Source organism: Photobacterium sp. S4TG1 (assembly GCF_036040035.1).
Lineage (GTDB): Bacteria > Pseudomonadota > Gammaproteobacteria > Enterobacterales > Vibrionaceae > Photobacterium.
In genome coordinates this window covers 1-14,452 of the sequence record NZ_JAYXUH010000009.1, presented here as the reverse complement: position 1 = coordinate 14,452, position 14,452 = coordinate 1, and the positions used below count along the sequence as shown (strand labels likewise).

At 41.3% G+C, this 14,452-nt stretch carries 7 protein-coding genes, 1 tRNA gene, 1 rRNA gene and 1 riboswitch; of the genes, 4 read left to right on the top strand and 5 right to left on the bottom strand.

Going from position 1 to position 14,452, the window contains the following annotated elements; genetic code table 11:
- The first annotated feature begins 96 nt into the window (after nt 1–96).
- Nucleotides 97–2,925, top strand: coding sequence for an excinuclease ABC subunit UvrA (gene uvrA / locus VXS03_RS11825; RefSeq protein ID WP_327763928.1), 2,829 nt, complete (start codon nt 97–99; stop codon nt 2,923–2,925).
- Between the two features lie 74 nt (nt 2,926–2,999).
- Nucleotides 3,000–4,739 (top strand): PglL family O-oligosaccharyltransferase, encoded by a 1,740-nt coding sequence (locus tag VXS03_RS11820; protein ID WP_327763927.1) that lies wholly within the window; start codon nt 3,000–3,002, stop codon nt 4,737–4,739.
- Between the two features lie 58 nt (nt 4,740–4,797).
- Here VXS03_RS11820 and VXS03_RS11815 read toward each other — a convergent pair whose 3' ends face one another.
- Complete coding sequence (locus VXS03_RS11815; protein ID WP_327763926.1) at nt 4,798–5,916, bottom strand: pyridoxal-phosphate-dependent aminotransferase family protein; 1,119 nt, start codon at nt 5,914–5,916, stop codon at nt 4,798–4,800.
- A gap of 207 nt (nt 5,917–6,123) precedes the next feature.
- Nucleotides 6,124–6,305: riboswitch (Lysine riboswitch) on the top strand.
- Nucleotides 6,306–6,418: 113 nt separating this feature from the next.
- Here VXS03_RS11815 and lysC point away from each other — a divergent pair.
- The gene (gene lysC / locus VXS03_RS11810; protein ID WP_442957447.1) at nt 6,419–7,786 is read left to right on the top strand and encodes a lysine-sensitive aspartokinase 3; all 1,368 of its coding nucleotides are present in this window, start codon (nt 6,419–6,421) and stop codon (nt 7,784–7,786) included.
- Between the two features lie 79 nt (nt 7,787–7,865).
- Here lysC and metH read toward each other — a convergent pair whose 3' ends face one another.
- A complete protein-coding gene (metH, locus tag VXS03_RS11805; RefSeq protein WP_327763924.1) occupies nt 7,866–11,537 on the bottom strand; it encodes a methionine synthase in 3,672 nt (1,223 codons plus the stop codon).
- A 178-nt stretch (nt 11,538–11,715) separates the two neighbouring features.
- Between metH and VXS03_RS11800 the strand changes: the two genes are divergently transcribed.
- A complete protein-coding gene (locus tag VXS03_RS11800; RefSeq protein WP_327763922.1) occupies nt 11,716–12,999 on the top strand; it encodes a cation:proton antiporter in 1,284 nt (427 codons plus the stop codon).
- A gap of 55 nt (nt 13,000–13,054) precedes the next feature.
- Here the strand turns inward: VXS03_RS11800 and metA are convergent, their stop codons facing one another.
- The 3 genes from metA to VXS03_RS11785 form a co-directional block, all read right to left on the bottom strand.
- The gene (gene metA / locus VXS03_RS11795) at nt 13,055–13,993 is read right to left on the bottom strand and encodes a homoserine O-acetyltransferase MetA (RefSeq protein ID WP_327763920.1); all 939 of its coding nucleotides are present in this window, start codon (nt 13,991–13,993) and stop codon (nt 13,055–13,057) included.
- A 224-nt stretch (nt 13,994–14,217) separates the two neighbouring features.
- A 5S ribosomal RNA gene (rrf, locus tag VXS03_RS11790) occupies nt 14,218–14,333 on the bottom strand.
- An 8-nt stretch (nt 14,334–14,341) separates the two neighbouring features.
- Nucleotides 14,342–14,417 (bottom strand) — tRNA-Thr (locus tag VXS03_RS11785).
- Between the last annotated feature and the right edge of the window lie 35 nt (nt 14,418–14,452).

Sequence of the window (14,452 nt, the reverse complement as noted above, 5' to 3'; positions counted from 1 at the left end):
TTATTGCTACTGTGTTTTTATTCAGTATCTTTTGCTCATTAAATGCGGCTATGAAATACTACTCACTTACAATCAAGCAAAACAATAGTGATGGGTATGGATTACATCGAAGTACAGGGTGCGCGCACCCATAATCTCAAAAATATCAATATTTCCATTCCTCGCGATAAGCTCGTTGTTATCACGGGCTTATCTGGTTCGGGAAAATCATCTTTAGCATTTGATACCTTATATGCAGAAGGTCAACGGCGCTATGTCGAATCACTGTCGGCTTATGCTCGTCAATTTCTATCGTTAATGGAAAAGCCTGACGTTGACCATATTGAAGGCTTATCACCTGCTATTTCCATTGAACAAAAGTCAACCTCACATAATCCTCGTTCTACCGTCGGTACAATCACTGAAATATATGATTATTTACGCTTGCTCTATGCCCGTGTAGGTGAGCCACGCTGTCCAACCCACGATGTAACTCTGGCCGCACAAACGGTCAGTCAAATGGTTGATCAGGTACTTGCCATGGACGAAGGCAGCAAACTAATGCTACTGGCTCCCATCATCAAAGAGCGTAAAGGTGAGCATGTCAAAACCCTCACCAACCTTGCAGCTCAAGGCTACATTCGCGCTCGTATTGATGGCGATGTGTGTGATCTTTCCGATCCACCAACGTTAGAGTTACATAAAAAGCACACCATTGAAGTGGTTGTAGATCGCTTTAAAGTTCGACAAGATCTGCAGTTACGTTTAGCTGAATCGTTTGAAACGGCACTTGAGCTTTCAGGTGGCACAGTTATTATCGCTCCAATGACTGCTGGCGATACTTCAGAGCAGGTTTTTTCTGCTAACTTTGCCTGTCCACATTGTGGCTACAGCATGCAAGAGCTTGAGCCTAGATTATTTTCGTTCAATAACCCAGCCGGTGCCTGTGGTACTTGTGATGGTTTAGGGGTTCAACAATATTTTGATCCTGAGCGCGTGGTACAAAATGGCGAGCTCAGTTTAGCCGGTGGTGCTATTCGCGGCTGGGATAAGCGTAATTTTTACTATTTTCAAATGCTAAAATCATTAGCTGAACATTTTAAATTTGATGTTGAAGCTCCTTTCGATAGCTTACCTAAAAAAATTCAAACGCTAATTTTAAATGGTTCTGGTACTACCGATATTGAATTTAAGTACATTAATGATCGTGGTGATATTACGGTTCGTCGACACCCATTTGAAGGTATTTTAAATAATATGGAACGCCGTTATCACGAAACAGAATCAAATTCTGTCCGTGAAGAACTGGCTAAATTTGTATCAACCAAGCCTTGTGCTAGCTGCCATGGTTCTCGCCTACGCCAAGAAGCTCGTCACGTTTTTATTGGTGAAACCAACCTGCCACATATTTGTGATATGAGCATTAGCGAGGCATCTGTTTTCTTTGATACCTTAACGTTAACGGGTCAACGAGCCCAAATTGCAGCTAAAATTCTCAAAGAAATCAATGAACGTTTAAGCTTCTTAATCAATGTTGGCCTTAACTATCTTAGCCTATCTCGCAGTGCAGATACCCTTTCAGGTGGTGAAGCTCAGCGGATTCGACTCGCAAGTCAAATTGGTGCCGGTTTAATGGGCGTAATGTATGTTCTTGATGAACCATCAATTGGCCTTCATCAACGAGACAATGAGCGGTTATTAAAAACCCTGATCCATTTACGTGATCTTGGTAATACAGTGATAGTGGTTGAACATGATGAAGATGCTATTCGAGCGGCTGATTATGTGATTGATATCGGTCCAGGTGCAGGTGTTCATGGCGGCGAAATAATTGCCGAAGGTAGCGTTAAAGATATTTTAAAGTCCAAAAAATCATTAACAGGCCAATACCTTAGCGGTAAAAAATCCATCGCTATACCAGAGCAACGTGTACAATTTGATCCAGCTAAAACAGTCAAACTTTTAGGCGCTAGTGGTAATAACCTAAAAGATGTTAACGTCGAAATTCCTGTTGGATTACTGACCTGTATTACCGGGGTATCAGGCTCAGGTAAATCAACCTTAATCAATGATACTTTCTTTAAGATCGCCCACCAGCGACTTAATGGTGCCACAACAGGTACACCGGCTCCTTATCAAGAAATTCAAGATCTCGAACATTTTGATAAAGTGATCGATATTGATCAAAGCCCAATAGGTCGTACACCTCGTTCAAATCCAGCGACTTATACAGGTATTTTCACCCCTATTCGTGAGCTATTTGCTGGTACTCAAGAATCCCGATCTCGAGGTTATAAACCCGGTCGTTTTAGTTTTAACGTTCGCGGTGGCCGTTGCGAAGCGTGCCAAGGTGATGGTGTTATCAAAGTTGAAATGCACTTTTTACCTGACGTTTATGTGCCATGTGATGCCTGTAAAGGAAAGCGTTATAATCGTGAAACATTAGAAGTGCGTTATAAAGGTAAAAGTATTGATGAAGTTTTACAGCTTACCGTTGAAGATGCGCATCAATTTTTTGAACCCGTTCCAGCAATTGCACGAAAATTGCAGACATTAATCGATGTCGGCTTATCGTATATTCGTCTTGGACAAGCAGCGACAACCTTATCTGGTGGTGAGGCACAGCGGGTTAAACTTGCTAAAGAGTTATCTAAACGTGATACAGGTAAAACCCTCTATATTTTAGATGAACCCACAACAGGCTTACACTTCCACGATATTCAGCAGTTGCTAACGGTACTCCATAAACTACGTGATCGTGGCAATACCATCGTTGTTATCGAACATAATCTAGATGTAATAAAAACAGCTGATTGGGTCATTGATCTCGGTCCTGAAGGCGGTAATGGTGGTGGTGAAATAATCGCAACCGGTACGCCAGAACAAGTCGCACTTGTTGCAGGATCCCATACAGCGAGGTTTCTTAAGCCCCTACTTAACATCTAATTGTAAAGTGTAATTAAGCCCTATCAAACAGGTTGGCAATAGTCAGCCTGTTTGCTTTTTACTCAGGACTCACCATGTCAGTGTTACAGCTTCAAGGTACGAAATTAGAACAGAAACGGATTTCTAAACCTTTATCTTTAGTACGATTATTCTTAGCCAGCATTGGCATATTTTTTATCGTTGCAATGCACTACTTTCAACACAACCCTGGAGGTTCAGGACTTGAGCTATCTTTTAATGCCAGTGCTTGGATTCCATTTAGCTTTGCTATTGGCTGCGGTCTATTAGAAATTTGTCGTCAAAAAATATGGCGTTATTCTCGTATGACGTTAATTTTATTTGCTAGCTGCCTTCTACTGTCACTGCCCATTTTTTATGCTGATGCTGATGGCTTTGCCGTTTCCAATCGCTTACTTACCCTCTGGGCTGGTTTTTTATTTTTCATTAGCTTACAACAGTTTGTTTTTACTCATAATCAACGCCAACGACTCTTGTGGTTTATCACGATTGCAGTATTAATCGAAGCCGCTTTTGGATGGTATCAATTTTTAGGATTATCTGCGCACAACCGTTTTGGCTATGACGTTATAGCTAACCGTCCTTACGGCATCTTTCAACAGCCCAATGTTATGGCAAGCTTCTTAGCGACAGGGCTTGTTATTGCCGCTTATCTACTAGCGCGTTTACCTCGCTATAGAGGTAAATGGGCATGGCAGCATCTAATCATATTAGCTGTTCCCGTTATGACAATTCCGTTATTGGTAGTACTTAACTCACGCACAGGTTGGCTAGGGGCGAGTATAGGCTCATTATTAATGCTGCCTTATGTACATCGTTTTGCGGCAAGATACCAGCAGCGCATGTGGGGCTTAATGTTATTGTTAGGCGTAGCATTAGCATGGCAATTTAGTTCAACTACCAATAGCTCTTTTTCGCAGGATGTTCGTATCACATTAGATAGTCCACGAGAAATACATATACCACAAGCTTATGAAATGTTTACCACTAAGCCCCTAACAGGTTATGGCTATGGTAAATTTGAAGTCGCGTATATCACTCAAACTGCATTGTGGCACCAACGCGATCCGTCACATCAACACGCAGGGATCCCAAGTTTAGATCATCCACATAATGAATTACTTTTTTGGGCCGTAGAAGGTGGAATTGTACCGCTATTAGGTTTGATCATCGCAGCGTTAGCCGTCATGATTAGTATCAAAAAAGCCCCTAATGGTACTCAGCTAGCGTTGGTTGGATTATTTTTTCCAATCGTATTGCACACGCAATTAGAATATCCGTTTTATCACTCACTCGCCCATTGGATCATTTTTATTATTTTGATCTTCTGGGTGGATAATCTCACCGCTAAATACCACCGCTATCAAACTCAATATATACTCGCACTTAAAGTCAGTGCCATCACGATACCGATAATGGTGACTGGTTTTATGGTAACCACCTTATATTCAGGATGGTTACTAACTAAGTTTGAGACAACGCAACCAGTTGATATCAAATATTTAGTCAAAGTAAATAATCCTTGGGCATGGCAGGATCGGTTTGAATGGGATTTACACCTCACTCAATTACAAGTCGGAATCGCCACCAATAAACCTCAATTAGTAACTGATTATATTATTTGGGCTAAGCAAAAAGCCCATACTTGGCCACGACCAGCGTTATATCAAAATCTTATTTTGGCTTATAATCATCAACATAAGACAGCTCAAGCCGCACAAGTTACAGCAGAAGCACAACAGTTATTTCCTGGAATAACACTCTCAAAAGCAGCAACAACTTCTGCCGCAAAATAATAAAGTGTTAACTACCATCAATGGCGATCACTATCACCATTGATGGCTAACATCATTCTTATTTTAATGTGCTTTCAAGCGCTTTAAGACACAAAGCGACATTTTCACTGCGCGCAGCATAGCCCATTAATCCAATTCGCCAGGCTTTACCGGCAAGAGTACCTAACCCTGCACCAATTTCCAAATTGTAACGCTCTAATAACGTCGATCTTACTGCCGCATCATCAACACCTTCAGGAATATAAACCGCATTAAGTTGAGGTAACCGATACGCCTCTGCAACTACAAATTCAATTCCTAATGCTTCAAGTCCAACCTTTAACTCAAGATGTGCCCGTTGATGCCGTTGCCAAGCTTGCTCTAACCCTTCGTTATGTAATAACACTAAAGCTTCATGTAGAGCATATAAACTATTAACAGGCGCAGTATGATGATAACTACGTTTACCTTCACCACTCCAATAACCCAGCACTAAACTTTGATCTAAAAACCAACTTTGCACTGCTGTTTCACGCTGCTGAATTTTATTTATAGCTTGCTCGGAAAACGTCAGCGGCGATAATCCGGGAACACAAGATAAACACTTCTGACTACCGGAATAAACCGCATCAAGTTGCCACTCATCCACCAGCAACGGTACGCCGCCTAAAGATGTTACGGCATCAACAATGGTTAAACAGCCATACTTTCGTGCAATTTCAGCCAAGGTTTTTGCATCAGATAATGCGCCAGTTGACGTTTCTGCATGTACAAAAGCAACAATTTTAATATCAGGATCGGTCTGTAATGCTTGTTCAACCAAAGCTGGAGATACTGGCTCGCCCCATGCATTATCAACCATAATGGCAATACCACCACAGCGTTCAACGTTCTCTCGCATGCGATCGCCAAATACACCATTACGGCAAACTAATACCTTATCTCCTGTCTCAACTAAATTAACAAAACAGGCTTCCATACCCGCACTACCTGGCGCTGACACCGCAATCGTAAACGTATTTTTCGTTTGAAATGCATATTGTAGTAGCTGCTTGAGCTCATCCATCATTTTAATAAATAGCGGATCAAGGTGACCAATTGTCGGTCGGCTTAATGCTTGTAATACTTGTGGATAGATATCAGAGGGCCCCGGCCCCATAAGTGTTCTTTGAGGCGGTATAAAACTGGTGATAGGCATAGATTCAACTCCATTAAATCATGATTATTATCAATAGGGTGATGGAAAGATTAATCGTTATTACAGAGTATTAGAGCAATGCCAAAGCTGCAAGTAACGACCTGAGATCCTGTTAGTTATACCTACTTTTTGTTAACTATCGAGAAATTATCATTTAACAATTGACAACTAAGGGCGATTTCCTATTCAATAACAACAGTGATTATTCACGACAGAAGAGGTGCGTTACCTAGGTAGCCAAATTGAAGGGCCCAACCCTAAATCAATTTTGTGAGGGAGAGTAACGCCGAGATATCACCTGTTTGGGGCAGATGATATCGGCTATGAGAGTTGAATCTCTCAGGCTGTCATCTAAGTCAGGTTGACTATGATGGGGAGCTTCTGGGTAGCCGCACCAGCGTTACTGCCTATTACCTCCTCGACAATGGACGTCGGGAATTCTTCCGAAGCAAAAAGTCTACTTTGCAGTATTTACGATATAAGGGAGAACACCGTAATGAGCATGCTTTCGACCGCAACAACCAACCCAGTAATTGTGGCCAAATTTGGTGGCACCAGTGTCGCTAACTATGCCGCAATGTGTCGCAGTGCCAATATAGTTATTGCTAATCCACACACCAAAATAGTGTTAATAAGTGCTTGCTCAGGCGTGACCAATTTACTGGTAGCCCTAGCCAAGGGTATTAGTGATATCACTTTACGCCAACAACATTTACAGCAATTAACCACAACTCACCAACAGATACTGGATCAACTTCAGCATCCACACGCAGTGAGTGGTGCTATTTACACACTATTAGATGATATAGCTTCTGCCTCTGCGCAGGCAGCAATAGCATCGTCATCACAACTTACTGACAAATTAGTCAGTCATGGCGAGCTATTATCAACCCATCTTTTTAATCAAATTTTAGTCGAAATGAATGCTGCTGCGATTCGATTTGATATTCGTGATGTCATGCGTACTGATACCCAATTTGGTAAAGCATTGCCGCAACCCGAACTTATTCGTCAATTAGCTCAACAACATTTAGTGCCACTTATCGATACTCAGATTGTGGTTTCACAAGGCTTTATTGGCAGTGATGAGCTTGGCAATACCACCACACTGGGGCGAGGCGGCAGTGATTATAGTGCCGCATTAATTGCAGAAGCCGTTGATGCGACCACACTAGAGATCTGGACCGATGTTCCGGGAATGTACACTACCGATCCTCGTATTACAGCTGCAGCCAAACCGATCAAAGAAATCAGCTTTAGTGAAGCCTCTGAAATGGCCAATTTTGGTGCGAAGATCCTCCATCCATCAACACTGGTTCCAGCCATTCGCCACCAGATTCCGGTATTTATTGGGTCATCAACAGCGCCGCAACAAGGTGGAACATGGATCAGAAAAACCGTGAATCAAGCGCCACTCTTTAGAGCATTAGCACTGCGTGGAAATCAGACGATGGTGACACTCACCAGTCTTAACATGTTTCAAGCTTATGGTTTTTTGGCCGAAGTGTTTCGTATTTTGGCAGAACATAAAATCTCGGTCGATTTAATAACCACCTCAGAAGTCAGTGTTTCGTTAACGCTTGATCAAACTGATACAGGTGGCGGTGCCCCAACATTACCCTTAGCTGCCGTTGAACAACTGAATCAATTGTGTCGCGTTGATATTGAACAGGGGCTGTCGTTAGTGGCATTAATTGGTAATCATATGAGTGACAGCAAAGGCTCCGCCAAGCATATCTTTGGTGCTCTTGATGCGTATAATTTACGCCTTATTTGTTATGGTGCTAGTCCACATAATTTGTGCTTTTTAGTCAATGAAGCCGATGCTAAATCAGTCATAACAACCTTGCATCAACAACTTTTAGAATAATCACTATCAGAACAAATAAGAAAAAAGATAAAAAAAGGCGCAATATTTGCGCCTTTTTTATTTTAACCTAATGATTATTTTACAAATTAGGCCCAAGCCACTTTTCAGCTTCGATCAAATCCCAACCTTTGCGATCAGCATAACTCGCTAACTGATCATGCTGGATCTGTGCGACAGCAAAGTAGCGCGCATCAGGGTGTGAGAAATACCAACCAGATACTGCAGCCCCCGGCCACATGGCATAACTTTCGGTCAACACCATGCCAGTATTGGCTTCTGCATCCAATAACTGCCAAATCGCCCCTTTTTCGGTATGTTCAGGACAAGCGGCATACCCTGGAGCTGGACGAATACCTTGGTACTTTTCACGAATCAAATCGTCATTATTAAGATCTTCATCAGCGGCATAACCCCAGATTTGTTTACGTACCATTTGATGCATACACTCAGCAAACGCTTCTGCTAATCGATCTGCCACCGCTTGAATCATGATCGCGTTATAATCGTCACCTTGTGCTTTAAACTGATCAGCAATATCGTATTCACCAATCCCACCCGTCACTGCAAAAGCACCAATCCAATCGGCTTTGCCGCTTTCTTTAGGGGCAATATAGTCAGATAAACAATAATTTGGCCCTTTGGGCTTCTTAGTTTGTTGGCGTAAACCATGCAATATCGTTAGTACTTCAGTACGAGTATCATCGGTATACACTTCAATATCATCACCAATATTATTAGCAGGAAATAACCCACAGACACCATTAGCTTTGATCATGTCTGTACGTTCAATATCATCAAGGATCTTATTAGCGTCGTTAAATAACTTGGTTGCTTCAACCCCAACAACTTCATGGCGCAAAATGGTGGGATATTTACCACTCAATGACCAAGTCATAAAAAAGGGTGTCCAATCGATATATTGACGTAATTTAGCCACAGGAAAATCGGTAAAAGTATGCACACCCGCTTGTTTTGGTTGCGGCGGCGTATAATTTTCCCAATCAAGCATTACCGCATTTGCACGAGCTTGATCTAAGGTGATTGGAGGCGTTCGTGGCTTTTTACGTGCATGCTGTTCACGTACAACATCATATTCAGCAGCTAAGCGCTCAACAAATGCTGGCTTCTGGTGCTCTGATAATAATGCCGAACACACACCAACAGCACGTGAAGCATTAGAGACATACACCACCGGTTGCTGATAATTTTGTTCAATCTTCACTGCAGTATGCGCTTTTGAAGTGGTGGCACCACCTATCAATAATGGCACCTCAAACCCACGTCGCTGCATTTCTTTGGCAACATGCACCATCTCATCAAGTGATGGCGTAATCAAACCACTCAGTCCAATAATATCAACGTCTTGTTCTTGGGCGACCTGCAATATTTTATCGCATGATACCATCACACCTAAATCAATAATCTCATAGTTATTGCATTGAAGTACGACTCCAACAATGTTCTTACCTATATCGTGAACATCGCCTTTTACTGTGGCTAATAAAATTTTACCGTTGGTATATCCCGCTTGTTTTTCGGCATTGATATAAGGTTCTAAATAGGCAACAGCTTGTTTCATAACGCGAGCGGATTTAACCACTTGAGGCAAGAACATCTTGCCTTCACCAAACAAGTCTCCAACGACATTCATACCTGCCATTAGTGGACCTTCAATCACTTCTAATGGCTTGCTTGCATTGGCTCGCGCAAGTTCAGTATCTTCGACAATAAACTCAGTAATGCCCTTAACCAGCGCATGTTCTAAACGCTTTTCAACTGGCCAGCTACGCCATTCTTGCTGAGTCCGATCTTCTTCAACCGCACCGCTATCACGATAGTTAGCGGCAATATCAAGCAACCGATCGGTACTATCATCACGCCGATTAAGCACCACATCTTCAACAGCATTACGTAATTCATCAGACAGATCATCATAAATGGCTAACTGACCCGCATTAACGATCCCCATGTCCATGCCATTTTTAAAACAGTAATATAAAAATACCGCATGGATAGCTTCTCGAACTGGATTATTACCTCTAAATGAGAACGAAACATTAGATACTCCACCCGAAACCATTGCATGAGGTAGAGTACGTTTAATATCAGCAACAGCCTCAATAAAATCAACCGCGTAATTATTGTGTTCCTCTATACCCGTAGCAACCGCAAAAATATTGGGATCGAAAATAATATCTTCAGGTGGAAAGCCCACGTCATCGACTAGAATATGATAAGCATTGGTACAAATTTCAATTTTACGCTCACGTGTATCAGCTTGACCTTCTTCATCAAAAGCCATCACAATCACTGCGGCACCATAACGACGTAGTAACTTAGCTTGAGCTATAAAATTCTCTTTACCTTCTTTGAGAGAAATAGAGTTAACTATGGGTTTGCCCTGAACACATTTCAGTCCAGCTTCAATGATCTCCCACTTTGATGAATCAACCATAATTGGCACTTTAGCGATCTCAGGCTCAGTCGCACACAAATTAAGGAAGCGCACCATCGCCGCTTTCGCATCCAACATGCCCTCATCCATGTTGATATCAATGATTTGAGCACCAGCTTCAACTTGCTGCCGAGCAACCTCTAACGCTTCATCATAAAGTTCATCTTTAATTAAGCGTTTAAAACGTGCAGAGCCAGTAACATTGGTTCGCTCTCCAACGTTAATAAATAAACTTTCAGCTTCAATAGTCAGTGGTTCTAAGCCTGATAATCGACAGGCAATATTAATCTCAGGTAAAACCCTCGGTTTAATATTTTTAGTCACTTGATACATCTGCCGAATATGTTCAGGTGTCGTACCGCAACAGCCGCCGACTAAATTTAAAAAGCCTTGCTGCGCCCATTCTTTTATATGTTCAGCCATCTCATCAGCGTCAAGATCATACTCACCAAATGCATTTGGCAACCCTGCATTTGGGTGAGCAGAAACCGCATATTCAGATATACGAGATAACTCTGCTACATATTGGCGTAATTCATCTGGACCGAGAGCGCAATTTAAACCAAAGGAAATCGGCTTTACATGGCATAAAGAATTATAGAAAGCTTCGGTCGTTTGACCTGAAAGAGTACGTCCAGAAGCATCTGTGATAGTACCTGAAATCATCACCGGAAGCTCATAACCAAGCTCGTCAAAAACCCCTGTTACCGCAAAGGCACAGGCTTTGGCATTCAACGTATCAAAAATAGTTTCGATCAAAATAATATCGACCCCACCTTTAATAAGCGCATGCGTTGACTCGCTATAAGCAATTACCAACTCATCAAAAGTAACATTACGAAACCCAGGATCATTCACATCAGGAGAGATTGAACAAGTACGGTTAGTAGGACCTAGCACACCAGCCACAAATCGGGGTTTATTCGGCGTTTGTGCTGTCCACTCATCCGCCGCCTCACGAGCAAGGGTTGCCGCCGAAAAATTAATTTCGGCACTGAGGCTTTCCATATCATAGTCAGCCATCGCAATGGTGGTCGCGTTGAAGGTGTTGGTTTCTAAAATATCAGCGCCAGCTTCTAAATATTCCAGATGAATATCTTTAATTAGCTGTGGTTGGGTTAATACTAATAGATCGTTATTCCCTTTAAGATCTGCATGCCAATCATTAAAACGTTGGCCACGGTAATCTTGCTCGTCAAGCTTATAACTTTGAATCATGGTGCCCATACCGCCATCAATGATCAAAATCTGCTGTTCAAGTCGCTTATGCAGTACATCCTTGCTTTTTAACACCACATTACATCCTTATAATCCATTACAGCTTGATAACATCCTATCACAATTCAAATAGGAATCTAGACGTCTAAACATGTACAATGACAAAATAAATTAATAAGCGGTAGCCATTACTAACTGATGGTTTTACTATCACAAGCAATTAAATCTAATCAATAAATTAATCTAGAGGTTTCGCATGTCGGTTTACAACACCCTCTGCTTTCTAGCTGCAGCAGCAATGCTAATAGCTTTTATAAACAGTAAGATAGGTAAAATGCAAACCACCATAGCCATTACGGCTGGTTCACTTATCTTATCGTTACTTATCATTTTTGCAGGCCATAATGGCTGGTTTCATCTTGAAGATATTGCTTCGACCCAGATGGGAAAAATCAACTTTGAAGACTTTTTATTAAAAGGGATTTTAGGATTTTTGCTCTTTGCAGGTGGGCTTGGTATTAAACTGCCACACCTCAAAGAGCAAAAATGGGAAATCACCACTTTAGCTTTAGGGTCTACTCTGTTTTCAACTTTTTTTATTGGCTTTAGTTTGTGGGGTATTTGTCAGTTACTGGGGATTCAACTCGATCTGATATACTGCTTACTGTTTGGTTCTTTGATCTCACCAACCGATCCAATTGCTGTACTTGCTATCGTTAAAAAAATGAATGCACCTCGACGAATTTCGACCCAAATCGAAGGTGAGTCATTATTTAATGATGGTTTTGGTTTAGTTATCTTTGTGACGCTATTTACCATCGCCTTTGGCAATCAAAGTCCAACCGTCTTGAGCGTGAGCCAATTATTCATACAAGAAGCAATTGGCGGCATTGTTTATGGTTTCATTCTCGGTTTAATCTTTCATTACCTTATCTGCTCGACCAATGACCACTCAATGGAATTACTATTAACCATCGGTATTCCAACAGCAGGCTATGCTTTTGCCGAAATCATCCATGTCTCTGGCCCACTTGCTATGGTAGTTTCAGGCATAATGATCGGTAACTGGACTCGTTATATTGGATTTTCAAAAGAAAGTGAAGAGCACCTTGATCACTTCTGGGAATTGGTTGATGAGTTTCTAAATGGTCTATTATTCTTACTTATTGGTATGACCATGCTTGAGTTTAGCTTTCACCAAGAAGACTGGATCCTAATGGCAATTGCGATTCCACTCGTCTTACTAAGCCGCTATCTAAGTGTCAAATTACCTTATCTTGGCTTTAGTCGTTACCGTCAATACAATCCAATGTCAGTTAAAATTCTAACATGGGGTGGTTTACGAGGTGGTCTAGCACTGGCGATGGCCATGGCTGTACCTGCGGGTGTTATTGTTATTCCAGCAAAAGATATAGATGTGAGAGAAATCATCCTAGTCATGACTTACTCTGTAGTGGTGTTCTCTATTTTGATTCAAGGCTCAACCATCACCTCATTAATAGAAAAAGCCAAGCTATGGGAAAGCCAAAATAAACATTAATTTCTATCCCCCCCATAGATAACAAAAAGGCCAGCTAATTAAGCTGGCCTTTTTATTAATCTTTGGTAAAGCTGGCTTCAGAAAAGTGTGCCAAATCGTAAGGGGTTTGTTGGTAAACGCAATAATTAAGCCAATTACTAAATAGCAAATGGCCATGACTACGCCAACTCGCAACAGGTGTGCAGTTAACATCATCATTAGGATAATAATTAATAGGAATCGGTGGTTCCATTCCCTGTTCACTGTCACGAACATACTCATGATGCAATGTGTCAACATCGTATTCAGGATGACCGGTGACAAATACATTACGCTTATCTTTGGTTGCAGCTAAATAAACACCTGCTTGATCTGATGTCGCTAAAATATCTAAGTCAGTATGCTTACTTAAATAATCTGCAGAAAAATCAGCATAACGAGAATGAGGTGCAAAAAAAGTATCATCAAAACCACGTAATACAGGATGGTGACAATCATGAATGCGATGATGATAAACCCCTGACAATTTTTCTTTACGTGTTCGCTTAGGTAAATCATACAACAACTTCAATCCAGCTTGAGCAGCCCAACAGACAAACAATGTTGAGGTCACATGATCCTTAGCCCAATTCATAATCAGCTGAATTTCTTCCCAATACAGTACATCTTCAAACTGCACTAACCCTAGTGGTGCACCTGTCACAATCAAACCATCAAAATTACGGTCTTTCACCATTTCAAATTGACGATAAAAGGTATCTAAATGTTCTTGAGGAGTATTTTTTGTTGGTCGGTTATCAATCCGTAATAACTCAACATCCACTTGTAATGGACTATTAGAAAGTAAACGTAAAAACTGAGTCTCAGTCTCAATTTTCTTTGGCATCAAATTCAGTAACAACACTTTCAGCGGTCGAATACCCTGACTAGCAGCACGAGCTTCCGTCATGACAAAGATATTTTCACTTCTTAAAATATCTGTTGCAGGTAAACGATCTGGTATTTTAATTGGCACTTTGGTTTTCTCCTTACCCCAAAATAGCTTTAGCCGTCTAGATATCTAACTAAAACTATAGAAAAAACAATATTGGTGCAAGTAAAATCCAATAATCTCGCCGATAATCAAATATGCTTTTAATAGATAAATGAAATAATAAGAAAGGATTAATAGCAAAAGGAATAAAATATTATAAAGCTAGAAATGAAAAAACCCAGCCGAAGGCTGGGTTTTAAAGAGGTATTTAGCAATGTCCTACTCTCACATGGGGAGACCCCACACTACCATCGGCGCTACAACGTTTCACTTCTGAGTTCGGCATGGAATCAGGTGGTACCGCTGTGCTATGGTTGCTAAAAAAATAAATGGTGCTAGTACCCAGAGTCGAACTGGGGACCTCACCCTTACCAAGGGTGCGCTCTACCAACTGAGCCATACCAGCACACAAAGCTGTTATGAATCTGCAAGTGCAAATTC

Coding starts and splice junctions, on each gene's coding strand:
- VXS03_RS11815 (WP_327763926.1), bottom strand. CDS start 5,916: ATGCCTATCACCAGTTTTATACCGCCTCAAAGAACACTTATGGGGCCG.
- VXS03_RS11800 (WP_327763922.1), top strand. CDS start 11,716: ATGTCGGTTTACAACACCCTCTGCTTTCTAGCTGCAGCAGCAATGCTA.
- VXS03_RS11820 (WP_327763927.1), top strand. CDS start 3,000: ATGTCAGTGTTACAGCTTCAAGGTACGAAATTAGAACAGAAACGGATT.
- uvrA (WP_327763928.1), top strand. CDS start 97: ATGGATTACATCGAAGTACAGGGTGCGCGCACCCATAATCTCAAAAAT.
- lysC (WP_442957447.1), top strand. CDS start 6,419: ATGCTTTCGACCGCAACAACCAACCCAGTAATTGTGGCCAAATTTGGT.